Origin of the sequence: Ruminococcus sp. 1001136sp1 (assembly GCF_039841815.1) — a bacterium.
Taxonomy (GTDB): Bacteria; Bacillota; Clostridia; order Lachnospirales; family Lachnospiraceae; genus Blautia_A; species Blautia_A faecis.
This window is the reverse complement of sequence record NZ_JBDPGY010000007.1, coordinates 67,010-86,980: the sequence shown is the minus strand read 5'-3', so window position 1 is coordinate 86,980 and position 19,971 is coordinate 67,010. Positions and strand designations below refer to the sequence as shown.

The 19,971-nt window shown below is 44.7% G+C and carries 11 protein-coding genes and 3 pseudogenes; 11 read left to right on the top strand and 3 right to left on the bottom strand.

Annotated features, from left to right (window positions below):
• Window positions 1–5: 5 nt before the first annotated feature.
• From ABHC48_RS07865 to ABHC48_RS07825, 9 genes and pseudogenes are all read left to right on the top strand, one after another.
• Complete coding sequence (locus ABHC48_RS07865) at window positions 6–1,976, top strand: ASKHA domain-containing protein (protein WP_243284536.1); 1,971 nt, start codon at window positions 6–8, stop codon at window positions 1,974–1,976.
• Between the two features lie 162 nt (window positions 1,977–2,138).
• Window positions 2,139–2,675 (top strand): DUF2284 domain-containing protein, encoded by a 537-nt coding sequence (locus ABHC48_RS07860; RefSeq protein ID WP_195409250.1) that lies wholly within the window; start codon window positions 2,139–2,141, stop codon window positions 2,673–2,675.
• A gap of 379 nt (window positions 2,676–3,054) precedes the next feature.
• Window positions 3,055–3,834, top strand: a pseudogene (locus tag ABHC48_RS07855) (methyltetrahydrofolate cobalamin methyltransferase); the annotation flags it as partial.
• A gap of 54 nt (window positions 3,835–3,888) precedes the next feature.
• Window positions 3,889–5,982 carry a corrinoid protein gene (locus tag ABHC48_RS07850; protein ID WP_243284540.1) on the top strand — a complete coding sequence of 698 codons (2,094 nt, stop codon included), beginning with the start codon at window positions 3,889–3,891 and terminating at the stop codon, window positions 5,980–5,982.
• Window positions 5,983–6,302: 320 nt separating this feature from the next.
• On the top strand, window positions 6,303–7,670 hold the full coding sequence (locus tag ABHC48_RS07845; RefSeq protein ID WP_195699792.1) for a hypothetical protein: 1,368 nt from the start codon (window positions 6,303–6,305) through the stop codon (window positions 7,668–7,670).
• Window positions 7,671–7,675: 5 nt separating this feature from the next.
• Window positions 7,676–8,848: an aminotransferase class V-fold PLP-dependent enzyme gene (locus tag ABHC48_RS07840; RefSeq protein ID WP_195699791.1), complete on the top strand. Its 1,173-nt coding sequence runs from the start codon at window positions 7,676–7,678 to the stop codon at window positions 8,846–8,848.
• Window positions 8,849–9,145, top strand: coding sequence for a hypothetical protein (locus ABHC48_RS07835; RefSeq protein WP_195391788.1), 297 nt, complete (start codon window positions 8,849–8,851; stop codon window positions 9,143–9,145). It begins immediately after the preceding gene.
• A gap of 121 nt (window positions 9,146–9,266) precedes the next feature.
• Complete coding sequence (locus tag ABHC48_RS07830) at window positions 9,267–10,136, top strand: AraC family transcriptional regulator (protein WP_148461547.1); 870 nt, start codon at window positions 9,267–9,269, stop codon at window positions 10,134–10,136.
• 187 nt (window positions 10,137–10,323) lie between these two features.
• Entirely contained in the window at window positions 10,324–12,690 is a 2,367-nt protein-coding gene (locus tag ABHC48_RS07825; RefSeq protein WP_195699790.1) for a TIM-barrel domain-containing protein, read from the top strand.
• A 2,601-nt stretch (window positions 12,691–15,291) separates the two neighbouring features.
• On the opposite strand, the pseudogene ABHC48_RS07820 reads toward ABHC48_RS07825, so the two are convergent.
• A pseudogene (locus ABHC48_RS07820) lies at window positions 15,292–15,540 on the bottom strand (DUF6783 domain-containing protein); the annotation flags it as partial.
• Between ABHC48_RS07820 and ABHC48_RS07815 the strand changes: the two are divergent.
• Window positions 15,517–15,567 (top strand): annotated as a pseudogene (locus ABHC48_RS07815) (DUF6783 domain-containing protein); the annotation flags it as partial. The pseudogenes ABHC48_RS07820 and ABHC48_RS07815 overlap by 24 nt on opposite strands.
• A gap of 93 nt (window positions 15,568–15,660) precedes the next feature.
• Here ABHC48_RS07815 and ABHC48_RS07810 read toward each other — a convergent pair.
• Both ABHC48_RS07810 and ABHC48_RS07805 read right to left on the bottom strand, forming a co-directional pair.
• Window positions 15,661–16,404 carry a response regulator gene (locus ABHC48_RS07810; RefSeq protein WP_195699788.1) on the bottom strand — a complete coding sequence of 248 codons (744 nt, stop codon included), beginning with the start codon at window positions 16,402–16,404 and terminating at the stop codon, window positions 15,661–15,663.
• 21 nt (window positions 16,405–16,425) lie between these two features.
• Entirely contained in the window at window positions 16,426–18,255 is a 1,830-nt protein-coding gene (locus tag ABHC48_RS07805) for a histidine kinase (RefSeq protein WP_195699787.1), read from the bottom strand.
• Between the two features lie 354 nt (window positions 18,256–18,609).
• On the opposite strand from ABHC48_RS07805, the gene ABHC48_RS07800 reads away from it, so the two are divergent.
• Entirely contained in the window at window positions 18,610–19,926 is a 1,317-nt protein-coding gene (locus ABHC48_RS07800) for an ABC transporter substrate-binding protein (RefSeq protein ID WP_118577574.1), read from the top strand.
• The last annotated feature ends 45 nt before the right edge of the window (window positions 19,927–19,971 follow it).

Sequence of the window (19,971 nt, the reverse complement as noted above, 5' to 3'; positions counted from 1 at the left end):
GGGTTATGGCTAAGGTGTATTTTGTGAGGGAAGAGATTAGTATAGAGATTCCGGTTGGAACCAGCGTTCTGGAGGCGGAGATTCAGGCGGGGCTTGCGCCGGATGTGCCTTGCGGAGGGCAGGGAACCTGTGGGAAATGTCTGGTGAAGGTAGATGGAAAGCCTGTGCTGGCATGTCAGACGAAGGTGGAAAAGGACTGTCAGGTGGAGATTCCCGGGAAGAAAAATAGAGGTAAAATTTTGAGCGAAGGATTTTCCAGAAAGGTGAATTTCCAGCCAGAATTGCAGGTGAAAACAGTGTGGCTGGAGAAGCCGGAGACTGGGGAAAAAAAGTCAGAGTGGGAGCGGCTGGTGGAAGACGTATATGGAATCTCAGACAATAAAAGAACGTCAGATGTAGATTATGGGTGTATAAAAACAGATGTAAAACTTGCCGGAAGTCTCTATGAAAAACGAAGCTTCAATCCAGAGTGGCAAGTAGCCTATACAGATGAAGAAATCCTTGATTTAAGACCAATTGTTGGCGTCCATGAAGATTCTGTCCATGGAGTGAATAGTAGTGGTGAAAAAGGTGATGGGATTTTTACTGCGGCAATCGACCTTGGAACGACTACAATTGTGGGGTATCTTCTGGATGGTAGAACTGGGGAAAACTTGGCAGTAGAAAGTAGAATGAATCCTCAGATGCAGTATGGCGGAGACGTAATTCAAAGAGCCAATTATGCGCTGGAACATGGCACAGAAACGCTGAGCAAGTGCGTGCAGAAGACAATAAATAAAATACTGGAAAGTCTTATTGTAAAAACTCAAAAAGCTCCCAAAATAGCAAGTGGAAGGAAAAAAGTGAATGATCAAACTGTCAATGGCAAGACGAAAAGCGCTGAATGGATGCCTGGAGTGGAAGATATCTATCAGGTAAGTCTTGTTGGAAACACCTGTATGCACCACCTGTTTCTTGGAATTTCCCCGGCTTCTTTGGTACATGCGCCATATACGCCTGCAATCAGTCAGTCCCTTACTTTGCGCGCAGCCGATTATGGTATTCACATCCACCCAAAAGGCCAGTTGCTCCTTCTTCCGAATATCGCCGGATACATAGGCGCAGACACCAGTGGCTGTCTTCTGGCTCTTCGACAGGATCTGAAGGATGAAATAACTTTAATGCTGGATATCGGAACTAACACAGAGATGATCCTTGGAAATAAATATGGCCTGGCAGCCTGCTCCGCGGCATCTGGCCCAGCCTTTGAAGGGGCGAAGATCCAGTGCGGAATGCGGGGGCTTCCGGGAGCTATTGATCATGTAAAATATGAAGATGGAAAATGGCAGTATACCACAATTGGCGGTGAGAAGCCTGTAGGCCTATGCGGTTCCGGGCTGATTGATCTGGTGGCAGAGCTTCTGCGTGCAGGTCTGTTAGAGGAAAATGGAATTCTTCACAGTGGGCAGGAAAGATCAGACACGTTTATGCTTGTGCCACCACAAGAAACTGTTTTTGCCCAATGTGAGCAGAATATGTCAGAGGATGCGCAAAGTGAGAAAACGGAGTGCCTACAGAGAAACGAAAAAAATGGGAGTGGGCAGTCGCGTTTTGAGAATGATTGCGGAGTCTGTCTTACCCAGAAAGACATTGGCGAGGTTCAACTTGCCAAAGCAGCCATTGCCGCTGGAATCCAGCTTTTATTAAAGAAAAGAAGCATAGAAGAATCCCAGATCCAGACCGTGTATCTGGCAGGTGGATTCGGCAATTATATGAGTGCAGAAAACGCAGCCCGGATTGGTCTGATCCCGGAAAGCTTTGTGAAGAAAGTACAATGTGTGGGAAATATCGCCGGGGAAGGTGCTAAGATTGCATTGCTAAATAAGAATGAGCGTCACGAGATTGAAAATGCAGTGCGAAACATGGAATTTCTGGAACTGGCGGCCTGCCCGGAATTTCAGGATTGTTTCGTAGATGAGCTGGGATTTGAAAGGTAAAGAGATTTCCGTGTTTATTACGGGAAATTTTGTGCTGATTTTATAAAAATAGAAGCAAGATATAAAATAGGAACAAGATATAAAAATAGAAGACAGAGAATTATAAAATGTTTTTGCATATTGTTATCTGTGGATAATAATGATTTAAAAAGGATTAGAGACATGAATTTCAAAGACTTAAAACAACTATGCCTGTCCCACGGTTTCACCAACGTGGTACCCCTGGCTTGCGATACCATTGAACTAAAGCCAGAAGTACGCCAGATGTGCGCCTCCGATTCCTGTCACAAATACAACAAATGCTGGAGTTGTCCGCCCGGCTGCGGAACCTTGGAGGAATGCGAACAAAGAGTAAGAAAGTATAAACTTGGAATCTTGGTACAGACAGTGGGACAGCTGGAGGATTCCATGGATGGGGAAGGTATGATGCGCACAGAAGCTATGCACAAAGCCTCCTTTTACAGCCTGGAAAAAGATCTGCGGAAATTTTACCCGAATATGCTTCCAATGGGCGCAGGCTGCTGCACAAAATGCAAAACCTGTACCTGTCCGGACGCTCCCTGCCGCTTTCCGGACCAGGCCTTTTCCTCAATGGAAGCCTATGGAATGCTGGTCATGCAGGTTTGTCAGGCAAACCACCTTGACTATTATTATGGTCCTAGAAAGATTGCGTATACCAGCTGTTATTTATTAAAGTGAAACTGAGAAGATGAAATGCAGGTGGTTAGATATTTCGCAAAGAAAAGTTGTATATGTGTCAAGTGAAGGAGTGTAAGCACAAAGAAATGAAAGTTTATATAGTATTTTACGATGCTTTGCTCTGAAATCCTGCATATGCATTAAGCTGTGAAATTATTCACAGTAAGATAGTATAATCGAATGAGAAAATAACAGAAGAGGAATTTCCCCCAATTGATATAAAATGAATTTGTAAAAAGCAAGTCCTTTTAGCGGAGGACTTGCAGCGGAGAGAACGAAACTGTTACAGCTTGCGGAGAAGATTGTGACAGAAAATTACAAGTTACTGGTCACGGAGTGAACAGTAGCAATTACAATTTCATATTGGAGGGAAAATGCCATGATTATTATTGGTGAGAAGCTGAACGGATCCATTCCGTCAGTTGCAAAAGCCATTGCTGAGAAGGATGCGGACCTGATCAGAGAAAGAGCCAGAATGCAGGCAGAAGCGGGAGCCACATTTCTGGACGTATGTGCCTCAGTAGAAGAGGCTGTAGAAGTAGAAACCTTGAAATGGATGATCGACCTTGTACAGGAAGTGACAGATACACCAATCTGTGTGGACAGTCCAAGTGCCAGATCCTGCGTTGCAGCCATTCCATTTTGTAAAAGACCGGGACTTATTAACTCTGTTTCCCTTGAAGGAGACAAAATTGACACGATTTTTCCAGTGATCGCAGACACAGACTGGGAGTGCGTAGCCCTTCTCTGCGATAACGATGGAATTCCGGATTCCGTAGAGCGTCGTATGAAAATTTTCTTTGGAATTATGGAAAAAGCGAAACAGTACGGCATTGCACCAAGCCGTTTACATATTGACCCACTGGTTGTAACCCTGGGAACAGACCAGACTGCGCTGACTGTATTTGCAGACTGCTGCAGAAGAATCAAATACGAATATCCGGAGATCCACATTACAAGCGGACTTTCTAATATTTCCTTCGGACTTCCGGTGAGAAAAAATATTAACCAGGCATTTATGGTTCTTGCTATGAATGCTGGTATGGACAGTGCCATCGTAGATCCGACCAACAAAAACATGATTGGTATGATCTATGCAACAAACGCACTTCTGGAGCGTGATGAATACTGCCTGCAGTATATTGATAAATTCGGAAACAAAGCATCCGAGGAAGCCGCTCAGCCGGCTCCTGCATCTCCGCTTGATGAGAAAATGCAGAAGGTTTTCAAATTAACCCAGGATGGAAAAAATAAAGAAATCGGACAGGCTGTCCAGGAGGCACTTGATGCAGGATGTGATCCAACTGCAATCCTCAACGACGCCATGATCGGCGCCATGGCAGTTGTTGGCGATAACTTTAAGAAAGAGATTATTTTTGTACCACAGATGCTGGCTGCAGCCAGAGCCATGAAGGCTGGTGTGGAAGTACTGAAGCCATATCTTGCAACTGGAGAGGCCGGAAGCGCAGGAACCATCATTCTTGGAACGGTTGCCGGAGATCTTCATGACATTGGTAAAAACCTGGTTGGAATGATGTTCGAAAGTGCAGGCTTCGAAGTAATTGACCTTGGTGTTGATGTGCCGATCCAGACTTTTATTGATGAGGTAAATAAGCACAAAGAAGCAAGCATTGTAGCACTTTCCGCTCTTCTTACCACTACAATGCCGTCACTTCGTGACACAGTAGCAGCACTTCTGGAACAGCCATTCAGAAGCAGGATTAAGATCATGGTTGGCGGTGCGCCGATCAGCCAGGAGTTTGCAGATGAGATCGGAGCAGACGCATACACAGAGGATGCAGCTTCTGCGGCAGAGTGTGCAAAAAAATATGCGGAATCCGGATTCTGTGCAAAGGCAGCAGCCGGGGAATTTGACCAGGTTTCAGTAAAGGGCGAGGAAAGCGTAACTGCAGGTGCGGAAGACAAAGAGAAAAATATTGCGATGACTGATGTGCAGACAAAGTCAGAGCCGGATGCAGAAGAAACTCCGGAAGATGATTCCTACGAAACATCCGAAACCAATGGTACCTGGGTACGCAGACCGCTTCATGAGGCACCTCATTTTGTGAAGGATAAAGTGGATCTGAGCAAAATTCAGCTTCCAAAACCTGGTGAAGGCTACAAAGTAAATATGGAAGCTGCCAAAGAGAAATTCCGCAACTACTGGGCGCATAAGAACACGGGAAGACCGCTTATGTGCGTAATCGCAAGAAGACCTGAGGTGGAGCAGTACTCCGACGGAACACCTGTAGAGGGCGGTTATCTGGATCAGATCTGTCAGGGAAAATACTATAATATGCCGGAAGAACTGAAGTGGAAAGATATGGAGGACAAATACCAGAACCCTCAGAGAATTGTTGACCGCTATCGTTACTTCTGCCAGACACATGCATTCCTTGGAGAGAGCTTTCCGAATCTGAATATTGATTTTGGACCAGGCTCACTTGCTTCTTATCTTGGTTCTGAAATTGGGTTTAAAGAAGATACAGTATGGTTTAACAAATGTCTGGACGGCTGGGACGGTGTGCCGAAGCTGACCTTTGATCCGGAGAATAAATGGTTTAAGAAACATCTTCAGCTTGCAAAGGATTGTCAGGCACTTGCCGGAGATGACTTCTATGTGGATATGCCGGATCTTATGGAAAACATTGATGTTCTTGCCTCTCTTCGCGGAGCGCAGGATATTCTGTTTGATCTTCTGGATGAGCCGGAAATGATCGGGGAAAGAATCCAGGAGGTAACGGACATTTATTATGAATATTATGACCGTTTTTATGATGTTATCAAAGATGAAGAAGGCGGAAATGCATACACCGTATTCCAGATCTGGGGACCAGGCAGAACGGTGAAGCTTCAGTGCGATTTCTCAGCAATGATGTCACCGGAAGATTTCCGTAAATATATCCAGCCGTCCTTACGCAGTCAGTCTGAAAATGTGGATCATGTACTTTATCATCTGGATGGTCCGGCTGCAATTAAGCACATGGATGCGCTTATGGAAATTGAGGGAATTGATGCTCTTCAGTGGACCAGCGGTGATGCCGGTCCGGACGGAACCCTTCCGGATTGGGATGTGATCTATGATAAAGCAATTGCAGCAGGCAAATCCATCTGGGTAAAGGTATATTCCGGTGAGTTTGAAGACTGGATCCGCAACGTAGACCGAATTGTAAATAAATACGGTTCCCACAGCCTTTTCCTTCTTTTCCCTGAAATGTCCATGGAGCAGGCTGCTTATCTTCTGGATTATGCGGACCGCAACTGGAGCGATGTGAAGGGAACTTTTGTAGAGTCTCTGGGACGCTGAAACATATGCAATCCTATTGACGGAAGCAAACTCATATTCAAATTAAGTTTATTTTGTTAACTCCATAATAAAAACCACAAAGCGCCGGCAGGTAAATCTGTCGGCGCTTTGCGTTGTCTGTATGAGATATACAACGTGCAATAATTCATATAAAACTAATAGGAATAATTATAATATTTGTGCAATTAGTACAAAAAACAATAAGAAAGTATAAAGTAACAGGAAGAAAATAGAAGAAAAAGTTTTTTTAAAAGATATAATTGAAATTAATACGCGGGGGAAACACAAAAATTGAATGGGGAAAAGAGGTATTTCAAACTATGAAACAGAAAGCTATGGATGTAAAACTTGTTGTAAGACCATTGATCGGTTGTCTGACACATACTCATTTCTGGGAGGGACCGTGCCGTGCCGGACGAAAAGAAGACATGACTGTAGAGGCAGAGACAAAGGTTGCTGATGAAACCTTCAAAAGCTCTGTAGAGGCCCTGAAGGACGTGATTAGCGAGGTTGAATTTAAAGAGGCATTGGATGTAAGATATAATGAATCCTTTGTTGTAGAAAAAGAAATGTTCGACAAGATCGGTGAAGATGTAGATGAAATTGACTGCTTCCTTTGCATGGGATGGAGAATTCCGAAGCTGGAACGCTACAGAAAACCGGTCATTATCTGGCAGAATGGAAATGAGGGCATTGATTTTGCAGCATATTGCCGCTCAATTGGCGTGGAAGCATATGTGGCAATGGATCTTCAGGATGTAAATGAGATTGCACATATTCTCTGGGTAAGAAAAGCAGTTCGCAATACAAGAGCACTTGTGCTGACCGCAGGTTCCCAGCCTACATTTGGAATTCAGAGCCTTATCCGTGATCCGGAGGTTCTTCGTCAGCGTTATGGATTTGAAGTGATCAAGCTTCCATTCACATCTATTTTCAAATATATGGATGAGATTACGGATGAAGAGGCAAAGCCAATTGCGGATAAGCTGATTGCTGGTTCTACAGATACTCAGGTAAATACCGACTGGTTTATCAATGACATTAAATATTATCTTGCAGCAAAGAAAATGATGGATATTTATGACTGCAATGCATTTTCCACAGCCTGTCATGAGCTTTGTACGACGGAAATTCCACAGAACCGTAAATTTACACCATGCATGTGTCATTCAATTATGAAGGATGAGGGAATTCCAAGCGGATGCGAGGAAGACTTGAATGCACTTATGGCAATGCTGATCATGCAATACGCTGCAAACCGTCCGGCCTTTATGGGAAATCCAAATCATGAGACAGATGAGCTGCTCAGGATCCATCATGCAGTTCCGGCCCTTTGTATGAACGGATACGGAACAAAACCGCTGGAATACAAGCTGTGGGCATTTACCGGACAGGGCTTCGGCGGTAAGCTTCAGGTTGATTTTACACAGAACGAAGACGATTATATTACACTTGGTCGTTTCAATCCGGCAGGTGATACCATGTGCATTAAGAAAGGAAAAGTAATCCGTTCGGAATATGTCGAGACCTATTGCAGCCCGTATTACTATATCCAGATGGATGATGCAAGGGAGTTTATGCACAATCTGGCTGGCTTTGGACATCATCAGGTTCTGATTTTTGGTGATTATACCAGGCTGATCAAAAAAATTGCAAAGGTTATGGATTTCAATATCCTGGAAGGATGAGTTAGATGATCTATCTGAACAATGCGGCCACTTCCTGGCCCAAGCCTTCCTCTGTATGTGAAGCTGTACAGGCGTGTCTTATGGACACGCCTGCTTCGCAATTCCGGGGAGGAAGCGAAATTTTGAAAAAAGATACAGAAGAAAGGTGCAGGGAAAAGCTTGGAAAGCTGCTGGGCATCCATGCTCGTGACCGGATCTTTTTTACCTCAGGTGCTACGGAAAGCCTGAACACAGTGCTGTGTGGATTGGATTACGGAGAAGAGGGGTGTGGAATCCTGGCAACCCAGACAGAACACAATAGTGTATTGCGCCCGCTTATGAATCAGCCGGTATTAAAGAAGCATCCGGTAACAATCATTTCCTGCCTGGAAAACGGAGCAGTTACCCGGAATGCACTGGAAAGAGGTCTGAAAGAAGCTATGGAAAACACAGGAAAAAATCCGTCAGCTCTTATTGTAAATCACTGTTCCAATGTGACCGGATATGTGCAGGATATGAAGCTGATTGGAAATTTTGTAAGAGAAAATAATCTGCTTCTGATTGTTGATGTATCGCAAAGTGCAGGCTGTATTCCGGTGGATGCAGACAGCTGGAGGGCAGATGGGGTTATTTTTACAGGGCATAAAAGTCTTTTGGGAATACAAGGCACCGGGGGCTTTTTCATAAGAAAGGGGCTGGAACTGAAGCCATTGAAGTATGGCGGCACAGGGCGGAACAGTCAACAGCTTACTTATGAAGACGGTGATTATGAGTATGAGGTCGGCACTCAGAATCTGCCGGGGATCAGGGCACTTCTTGCCGGTGTGGAATTCGTGCTGGAAAACGGCGTGGACAGGATAAAGAAAAAAGAAGAAAGGATGATGAAGCTTTTGTATGAAGGGCTTGGGAAAATTCCGGGGGTACAGGTATATGGCAGCTTTGCGGAATGTAAGGGACCTGTTATGAGCCTGAATTTTCAGGGGCTGAAGGCTTCGGATGCGGCATATATCCTGGAAAATGGTTATGAAATTACAGTGCGCGCCGGACTTCATTGTTCCCCCCTGATTCATGAGGCAATGGGAACAAAAAATAGTGGAACTGTGAGAGTGAGCGTTTCCTGGTTTACGAAAGAAGAGGAAATCCTTGCATTTCTGGAGGCAGCAGGCCAGATTGCAGTATCATTGAGAGGAGCCGATTAAATGAAAATTCTTGGAAAACAGCCGTCAAGAGAAAAGTGTGCAGAATCAGGCTGGTTCGCAACGGATTACCTTCTGGATGCGCCTATAGACAGAGCTTTTATATTAAGTCTGAGACCTCTGGGAAGTTTTGTGTATCTGGATATGCTGAAAGAGCCTTTTTTCAAAATAGAAAATGATTATTATATGATAAAGGGAGTGCAGGGAAAAGATTATTTCAGAATTGCAGTTCATGGGAAGCATGAGGATGAGCTGCAAAGGTTAGAAGAATTTTTGTATTCCGGTCAAAAAAAAGAATAAGTTACTGCTTACTCCGTGTTCCTGTTCACGGAATGAACAATAACATAATCTTTAAGGCTGATTGCATGCAGAACACAAGTCTGCTATACTGTGCTCATGAGATTATTACAGGGGGCAGAGTATGAGACTGGAACGAGACAGCATTCCTCTTGATAAAGAATTTCCTTTTCAGATATCAGAAGTGGAGCTTAACCCTTCCAACAGTCATCCGGGAACCTGGCACTGGCACAGCTATTTTGAGATCACCTGGGTTCTGGAAGGAAAGGGAAACTATTTCGTCAATGGACAGGAATATACCATGGAAGAGAATGATATTATCATTTTTAATAATGTAGAGCCGCATGGCTGGAAGCTTCTGGGAGGCAGAATGAAGCTTTTGGTTATGATCTTTTCGCCGGAGTTTGTAGCAGAGAAGATCAGTACTTTTGATACGGAATATCTGCGGCCCTTTGTTGAGCGTGGAACTAATTTTAAGAACAGAGTGGGCCATGAAGAACCGGTGAATACGGAGATCCGTACCAGCATACAGGAGATTTACCAGGAATGGCAGGAGCGCAAGGAGGGCTATCCGCTTATGATTAAGGCGAATGTTCTGCGGATTCTGACCATGCTGATCCGGGCTTATCAGGATGAGACCAAGTCCGGTGAAATGCTTCGGGAAAAGAAAAATGCCATGAAACGTCTGGAGCAGGCTTTTACTTACATAAACGCTCATTATTGTGAGAAGATTACACTGGAGGAGGTTGCAGCGTCTGTTTATATGAGCTCCAACTATTTCTCCTCCTATTTCCGTAAGTTCACCAACATCAGCTTCAGTGATTATGTGACACGTCTGCGTGTGAACCGGGCCCGGGAGCTGCTTCGGGAGGATGGGGCAAATGTGACTGAGATTGCCCTGGCATGTGGGTTCAATAATATTTCCAATTTTTACAGATTATATAAGAAGCATATGGGAAAAACTCCCGGATATGAGAAGAGTAAAAATAATTAAAATTCAGGAGCAGATAAGACATAGACCTTTTTCAGGCTGGCATGTTAGGATAAAAGCAGGAAGCTTTGTCCTGATGTGCCAGCTTTTTATGTAATGGAAAATTTCGTTGGAATTTATTATCACGCAAGAGGCTCTTTCAGACAGACAACGTAAAAAAAAGGGGATTGAAAAACGGAGGGAATGGAAAATGATAAAAACAGACAGGTATGTACAGACGGAAGCGGCAGGAATGTTATACCGGCTGATTCCGGTTACAGAGGAAATTATCCGCTGTGTAATTGGAAAAGAGGAGATTAAGGGAAACGACTCTCTTATTATTGAAAAAAAGGAATATCCGGCAGTTGAGTTTGCAGCAGAGGAAAACGAAGAAAAGCTGGAACTAAAGACTGGAAAAGTTCTGGCCTCTCTGGAACTTTCATCTGGAAAAATAGAGTGGAAGCACGCGGACGGAACCAGGTGGTGCATACAGGATAAGGCAGATTTAACAAAAATTGATGTAGTGCGGTATACAACTGGAGGTGAGAAGCCGGTTATCAACCGTGTAAAAACAGTTGACGGTGAGCGTAACTTTATTCAGAATCTGAAGCCGGAGAAGGTGCGCGACGGTTATCGTGCAAGGGTATTTTTCGACTGGAAAGAGGAGGAAGAGATTCACGGTCTTGGCCAGGCGGAGGAAGGAATTTACAATTATCGCGGACACAATCAGTATCTTTACCAGCACAATATGAGGATTCCAATGCCTCTGTTTGTTTCTACAGAAGGATATGGAGTGCTGTTTGACTGCTGTTCTTTGATGACTTTTAATGATGAGGGAAGGGAGTCTTACCTGTTTTTGGATACAGTGGATCAGATCGATTATTATTTCATGGGCGGCAATACCATGGATGGAATTATCCATGCTTATCGCTATTTGACAGGCAAGGCGCAGATGCTGCCGAAGTGGGCTTATGGTTATATCCAGTCCAAGGAGCAATATTATACTTCCAAAGAATTAGAGGAAATTGTACGCCATTACAGAGAAATCGGGGTTCCGCTGGATTGTGTGGTTCAGGACTGGAATACCTGGGATCCGGGCAACTGGGGGGAGAAGATTCTGGATCAGTCCCGTTATGGGGATAACAAGGAGTGCATGGAGCGGATTCATGAGATGCATGCCCACAGCATGGTCTCTGTATGGCCGAATATGAATGCCGGAGGAAAAAATCATCAGGAATTTTTTGATGCCGGATATCTTCTGTATGATTATGCAACCTATGATGCTTTTAATGAAAAAGCAAGAGAAATGTACTGGAAACAGGCGAAGGAGGGGCTGTTTGACCAGGGCTTTGATTCCTGGTGGTGTGACTCCACAGAGCCGTTTTCCGGTCCGGACTGGGGCGGTGCGGTGAAAAGAGAGCCCTGGGAGCGTTTCCAGCTGGTTGGAGGTGAGCACAAGAAATACCTGGATCCTGCTGTGGCCAACGCTTTTGCCCTGGAGCATGCAAAGGGAATTTATGAGAACCAGAGAAAGGCTCGGGAGGATATGCGTGTACTGAATTTGACACGTTCCGGTTATGCATCTGGTCAGAAGTATGCAGCTATGCTGTGGTCTGGAGATACCTGCGCGGACTGGAAGAATCTGAAGATCCAGATCGTAGAAGGTTTGAATATGGGACTGAGCGGTTATCCCTATTGGACCTTGGATATCGGAGCCTTTTTCACAGTTGCAGATAAGTGGCAGAACCGTGGATGCGGATGCAACACGGATCCGGAGACCAAGTGGTTCTGGCAAGGAAAATATAATGAGGGTGTGAAAGATAAGGGATATTGTGAGCTTTATACACGCTGGCTTCAGATGGGAACATTTCTTCCTATGTTCCGGTCTCATGGTACAGATACGCCGAGAGAAATCTGGAATTTCGGGGAAAAGGGCACTATGTTCTATGATGCTATCGAGAAATTTATCAAGCTGAGATATCATTTTATGCCTTATATTTATTCGCTGGCAGGGGCAGTACATTTTGAGGATTATACCATTATGCGAAGCCTGTTGTTTGATTTCCCGGAGGACAGAGAGGCGCGAAAGGTGGAGAATGAGTTTATGTTTGGACCATCCCTGCTGATCTGTGCAGTTACGGAGCCTATGTATTATGGTCCGGAAAGTACCGTGCTTAACAGGGAAAAGACATGGGAGTGTTATCTGCCGGCTGGTACGATCTGGTACGATTACTGGACAAATGAGAAATATGAGGGCGGCCAGTATGTGAAGGTGGAGACACCTATTGACCGGATCCCGATTTTCGTGAAGGCGGGTGCGATCATTCCGGTGGCTGATGGGCTGGTTTATGCAGAGCAGGAGCCAGAGAAGCCGGTACAGATTATCGTTTATCCTGGGGCAGACGGAGAGTTTGTGCTGTATGAGGATGAAGGAAATAACTATAACTTTGAGAATGGGGCGTATGCGACGACCAGATTCCAGTGGAAGGATGCGGCAGGACAGCTGGTGAATGGGCGTAGAGAGGGCAGCTTCCCGGGAATGAGGGAAGCGGTTTATGAGACGGTGATTATAAAGTAGGATACTGCGGTGCGGGAAGCGAAAGTGGAAAGAAGGAAAGATATATGGTTGTAGAGAGAAATAGGGCTGTATTTACTGAGGCTCCGACGGCTGTGCCAGATGGAAATGTGGATGTTTCAGGGGGCGGACGATGGAAAATCTGGCAGAATGCGGGGACGAAGATTGACGCGCCGATTTTGGGAAATGGAGATTTGCTGGCGGCAGTGGCCGGGGATGGGAGGTATCCACAGTTCTGGTTTACGACCAATGACTTCTGGCAAATGGAAAGTGCGGCGAACTGGGAATTCTTTCATGATAACAGTTCTGCCAAATGTGATCCGGCGGTAAGCGGCGGAAGCCCCAGACCGGTAGGGCGTATGGTGTTTGATATTCCTGCTATGGAGGGTGCCAGGTGGTATACGGAGCAGAAGTTTGCCACGGGAGAAACTATAACAATATTGACAAATTCCGCCGGAGAGAAATGTTCTCTGAAAAGCTGGGTGGCTGCAGATGAGAACATTCTTGTGGTAGAGTTTGAGAGTGAGACAGATCTGGATGTGGAATTTGATTTTTATTTTCCGGATGAAATAGGAAAAGGCTGCGAAAAAGCTGTAGATGTCTGGGGAAGCGGTGAGTTGGAGAATATCCAGAACGGAATGTTCGCTGGACTGGTGACGGGACGTCCGCTGCAGGTAAAGAAAACCGGCGGTGGGATTGTAAGTGGATACCGGCAGTTTTCAGATCATGTGGATATTCCAACTAAGGTTGGTTTTGCTGGGGGCTTTCTGAAGGAAACGAAAGTAATTGGCGGCGTTGAAAGTTTGGGTTCTTTAAAGAAAGAATCTATTATATCCACTGAGGAAAGTGGGAATAAATCAAATAAAGCGGTATTTACAGAACCTTCGGCGGGAAACGGTATTTTAAAGAATGTTGAGGCAGTTAAAGCATTTGGAAATACAGGGAAGCTAAGTGACAGAAGCACTCACAGAAAAATAAAAGCCGGTGAGCGGGCAACCTTCGTTCTGCCAGTGCGCTCCTGGGCGAAGTGCAGCAGACCTTATGAGTATGCCTTTTCCAGGGCAAGGTGGATAACGGAAGAAGATGTGGAAACTCTTCATGAACGGCACCTGGTATGGTGGAAAAAGTTTTGGAGTGTTTCCGAAATTTCCCTGGATGATCCGGTGATCGAGCAGAGATATTATCTGTCAAAATATATGCTGGCAAGTGTATCCCGGGATCCGGAATATCCGCCCAATATTCTGGGAATCAGTACTTTTGACCGTCCGGCATGGAATGGAAATTATAAGATTAATTATAACCATCAGTCTCCCTATCTGAATCTGATGGTCTCCGGACATTTCCAGCAGTCCGATCCTCACGATGCGCCTTATCTGAAACTGATGGAAATTTCAGATGAGATGTGTAAGCGGCTGCTTCACCATGAGGGACTTTATTATCCTCTGGGTCTGGGACCTCACGGCCTGGTAAGTGAGGCTCTGCTTTTGCATATGAAATCCCCAGCCATTCACGGTGCTTTGAATATGATCTATCGTTATGGAATCACGGAGGATGAGACGTATGCACAGAAGGTTTACCCCTATCTTCGCGGTGTGGCAGATTTCTGGGAAAAGGATCTGGTGTGCAGAGATGGCGTTTACCATGTAGTTGGAGATGGCATGCACGAGCGCACAGATGGGAACATCCGTGACAATGGCGTTCCGGAAGATCCGGTGAATACATTAGGTTATCTGAAAACCTTCTTTACCTGGATGCCGAGAATCAGTGAGGCACTTGATCTGGATGAGAAAAAGAGAGAAAAATGGCTGGAAATCGCAGAAAACCTGGCACCTTATCCAAAGGGGACAATTCGGGAGATTCAGGAGAATCCAACTCTTTGGAAAGAGGTGGATGTGAAGCTGGAGGATCTGCTTCCGGAAGAAATGCTGGACAAAGAGATTTATTATGATGAAGGTATCGGTGGCAAATGGTCTTTCCATTTTCCGGGAAATGTGATGCAGATATATCCGGGCAATGCAATTGGGCTTGGAAGTGCCCCGGAAGAGCTGGAAGTGGCGCGAAATACAGTGCAGATACATGCACTGGTGGAGAATGCGCTGGGAGAGCTGGAATACAGGAAGGCACTTGAAGAAGCAGAATTTGCAGATAAAGATAATGCAAATAACTTGCTGTTCAATAGCAATGGTGAATTAGAAAATGGCGAAGCTTACAGCAATGGAATGGAATCTGGTGGAGTAAAAAATCCTCATTTCTACAAGGCTGGTGCTTTTAATGCCTCTAACCTAAGCTGTCTGTTTTTCACTGCCGCAGTACGTGTAGGCTACGCTCCGGAAATCATCTGGAAAGAAATGCGCGATATGATCCTGAACCGGGGAATCCCAAACGGTTTTCTGAAGGAAAATCCTCATGGAATCGAGCAGCTGAACACCATCCCGGATGCCATCCAGGAGATGATGCTGCAAAGCTGCGAGGGCATGATCCGCATTTTCCCAGTATGGCCGAGAGCTGAGCATCCAAACGCCTTTTTCCGGAATTTCCGTGCCTGGGGAGGGCTTGAGGTAAGCGCTGCTTTGAAAGACGGTGAGGTAGGGCGGGTTAGCATACTCAGCCACAAAGGACACCCATGCAGAGTGGAAAACCCATGGCCAGGAAAATCTGTGAAGGTTTCTTATGAATACGGAAGACCGGATGAAGTGCACTTTGGAGAGTACTTAAATATAGAGCTGTATAAAGAAGAGCATGCAGAATTATTCCGGATCTAGAGCCTGTTTGAAAAATCATTCCCGCAATCTGTACGCCCCGCTTTGCGGTATATTTCACCCGAATTTGGTTGCTGTAGCCCGCTACGGCGCCCTCATCCGGGCGAAATCTCCCACAAATTGTGACGCACATCTTGCAGAAAGCCTTTTTCAAACACGCTCTAGAGCGTGTCAGAAGGCCGGCAGGGAACAATCCCTGCCGGCCTTCAAAGCTTTACCCCCGGAATTCCAACGGGCTTTTACCTGTATGTTTCTTAAAAATTCTGCTGAAATATCCCTGATCATGATAGCCGCACATTTCCCCGATCTGTTTCACGGACAGCCCAGGCTCATGGACCAGAAGATGCTGGGCATGGCTCATGCGCAGGTTGATCAGATATTTGGAAGGGGTACAGCCATAGACTTGGCAGAAAATTTTGGTCAGGTAGCTGGGACTGTAGTTCATGTTATCTGCGATCAGGTTCAGATTAATGTCCTCGCTGTAGTTTTTTACAATGAAATCTTTCAGTAATGTGGCGATCTGAGTTGGTTTCATGGCAGCAGTCCGGGCATTAAACACCTCTTCGTAATCATTTCCGGCAATCTGAAATTCCTGTTTGATCTTGGAGAGAGCTTCTTTAAGCTCCTCTGAATCAACTGGCTTCAGCAGATAATCAGAAACCTTTAAAGTGATGGCCTTTTTTGCATATTCGAAATCTGAAAATCCACTGGTGATAATAAATTTAGTAAATGGAAACTGCTCCCTTACTTTTGTGAGCAGGGTGATTCCATCCATCACAGGCATACGGATATCCGTAACTACAAGATCAGGGCTTAGCTTTTCTACCAGAGCCAGAGCCTGATCGCCTGTTTGTGCAGTTCCTGCCACCTGAAAATCCGGATCCGCTTTCTGGATTTTCTGGACAAGATTTGTGAGCAGAAGTTCTTCATCCTCCGCAACGATGACAGTGTACGTCATGCTATTTTGATTCCTCCTTGCTTATTCACTTATGCAGTCAGCTTCATCTGCTGATTTGTCTGTCTTGGAAAAATACCGTCCAATAGACACGATTCCGTGCCCCTCAGCGGTATTTCCATATCTGAAAATAATGTCTCCTTTACAGAATATTTTCCATCTGAGATATACATTTATAGTTCCCAGACCGTTTATCTTCAGTTCCGGAAGTCCCGGATTCTGAATGGCTTTCATAATGTTGGCAGTGATCCTCTCTTTGGCTTCCTCTGTAAAGCCAGGACCGGAATCCGTCACTTCAATTTGCCAGCTTCCTTTCGTGACCACGCTGGTGATCGAAATGTTCCATGGCGGTGCACAGTTCGAACCATAGCGAATGGCATTTTCCACAATAGGCTGGATGATCAGCTTGGGGACTGGTTGGGAAAGAAGGCTTTCATCTACATGGATACTGTAATTCAAGCTGGACTGATAACGGACCTTCATACAATACAGATATTTCTGTACATAATCCAGTTCATCCTTTAAAGTGACCGTTGTCTCCGCGGTATTGGTAATATAACGCATGATCCGGGAAAGATTCCGGCACATTTTTACCACGGTCTCAGAATCTCCGTTCTCTGCCAGAACTATAATGCTGGACAAGGTATTGTAGTAAAAATGAGGATTGATCTGTGTCTGCAAAGCCATGCTTCTGGCTTTCATTTCCTGCTCCTTAGCCTGATTCAGCTGCTCCATGGAATCTTTCAGATTATCGCTCATCAGCTGAAAGGCCTGGTAGAGCTCTTCCAGTTCATTAACGGAAACCGGATATGCAGTTACCTTTTCCTGTCCAAGTGTATCAAGCTCCATGCGCTGAATAATATGCTTCAGATGCTTTACCGGTTTTACGACTGAACGGGAAAGCCGGTAGGAAATAAAGATGGAGACTGTCAGAAACAGCGCAACAATTGCTGCAAGAATACGAAGCAGATTGTAAACCGGAGCCAGAACTACAGATTCCGGCTGAATGGTAAGATAGGTATAGCCGGTATAGGCGGATACGCACTCTGCGGCATACTCTGTCCTGCCTGTAAGCGGGCTGGTAAGAGTGAGAGCTGAATCATCGACCTTGGTAAGTTCATAGTAGGGCTGAAGTGCTGCTTTGTATTCCTGGGAAATATCGTAGGGATAGATCAGATCGCCATTGCTGTCAAAAACATAGATGCTGGCAGCATCTTCATGGTTCTTTTTTTTATAAGTGATGATACTTTTAAAAACAGATTTGCACTGCTTGGCTGTTTCAATCACACCCACGCCACGTTTATATTGATTATTAAAGGATCGGTACAGGGAAATAAACCACTGGTCATAGGTGGCTGTTTTTGTATATTCTCTGGTACAGTAGGGTGGAGTAAGGACTTTTTTTCCCTCCAGTTCACGGGCGGCCTCAATCCACTCATCCTTTGAGCCATCCGTCTTTTTGACTATAGTTGAGATGCCGGCTTCCAGAACATATCCGGAAAAATCATAGAGATTTACCTGATCTGCCTTCAGCTCGGTTCCGGAAAGGGAAATAAACAAATCTGACATGGCAGAAAGCATATCGCTGGAAATGTTTAAGTTGAAGGAATTGTCCAGAATGGTTTTGGATTGATTGCTGTAGTTAATGTTTACAGATACTGCATCCAGATTGCGGATCGCGGAATCTACCTGAGTCTGAAAGCTGGAATTGAGAGTGTTCATGGCACTGATCTGACTTTGCTTGAGCTGTCTGGAAACAAAAGCATAGAAAAAAACAGCAAAAGAAAAAAGAATCAGGCAGGCCAGACTGATATAGGCAAAAAAAAGCTTGGATTGTAAACTGCGTGATTTCATCTGGCGATACCTCCTGTAATTGTTTTGCCCGCGCTGCTGACTATATTATGAAAGCAGATGCAGAAATCCATGTGTGAAACATTAAAAATCAGTATATCATATTTGTTTAAAAAGTACAAATAAATGCTCGAAAACAGAGAAAATATATATAAGAATTTCGGGTGACTTTTCGAAGAAACATAAGCTTATGTGAAAAAAGTATAATATGTGGTGAAAAAAGTACAAATTGAAAGTAAGAATATCCATGGATTAAAAAGCATCTGGCTGATAAAATAATATCATCAAAAGAACAGAGGAATCAGCGGAGATTCCTGAATGAGGTAAATGCCATTTTATTAAAAGGAGGATATGTAAATGAAAAGAAAGAGTTTTGTGGCAGTGGCTTGTGCAGCAGCAATGATCGCGTCCATGACAAGCGGACTTACCGTATTTGCAGAGGAGACTGCAGATTTTTCCGGTGAGGAGCTGAGTATTCTGGTATCAGCAGGCTGGATGGATAACAGATATGATGCAACAATCGAGCGTTTTGAAGATACTTATGGTGTAACAGTTGACCTTCAGACTATTCCGGCTGACCAGTATTCTGATCTTCTTCAGTCAAAATTAGCTACTGATTCCTGTGCAGATATTTTCTGGATTCAGTCCAACCCATTTGCAATCGAGTCTACAATCGTTGATCCAGAGAAATACTGTATTGATTTCACAGGAGCTTCCTGGGAAGATCTTATGCCGGAAGCAAGAAAAACATCCTGTGTATACAATGATAAATTATACGGACTTCAGATCTGGCACAATTCACCAGAATATGTAATGGTTTATAACAAAACATTGTTCGAAGAGAATGGTTGGGAGATACCATCTACTTATGCAGAGCTGAAAGACCTTTGCGCTAAGATCGCAGAACAGGGAATTACTCCATGGTTTATGCCAGGTGCAGATGGATGGCAGCATCAGCTGGCATTCTTCCAGATCGGTGGTGTTTACGAAGAAGCTACACCAGGACTTTACGATGCTTTGAATACAAATCAGGCTACATTTGCTGACAATGAGAAAATGCTTGAGGTTCTGAACGAGTTCAAAGAGCTTTCCGATGCAGGATATTTCGGAGAGGACTGGATTGGAACTGACAGCACCAACCTGACAAATGAATTTGGCGACAGAAACATTGCAATGGCTATGGCAAACTCCAGTTACATTCAGCAGATCAAAGATGACACAGGCACAGAGGATGAGTTTGGTATGTTCCTGATCCCACTTGGCGATAACACCTGGTATCCGACCAACCCGGCTGGACCTACCATGTTTGGTTACAAGGGAACAGAGCATGAGGATCTTGTAAAAGAATTCTTCAATTTTGTTACAACCACAGAGAGTCTTCAGGAAATCCTTGACAACTCTCCTGCATACACAAACGTTGATATGAACGATGATGCAATTGAGCAGCACTGGCTGCCAGAGGAAGAAGAGTTCCTTGCAACAGTAGATGACAGCAAGAAGAGCGTATCTGTTCTTCAGACTGGTACCAAATATACAAACGACTACTGGATGCAGTTCGGTCAGGATATGGTTGCGTTCTGCCAGGGCGAAATGGAAGCAAATGACGTTCTTGCAAATATGGACACCAACCGTGCAGAGGCTGCCAAGACAGTTGGCGATGCAAACTGGAACTAAATAAAGTTTTTCGGTAAGAAATTGACATAATTATTTAAGCATAAG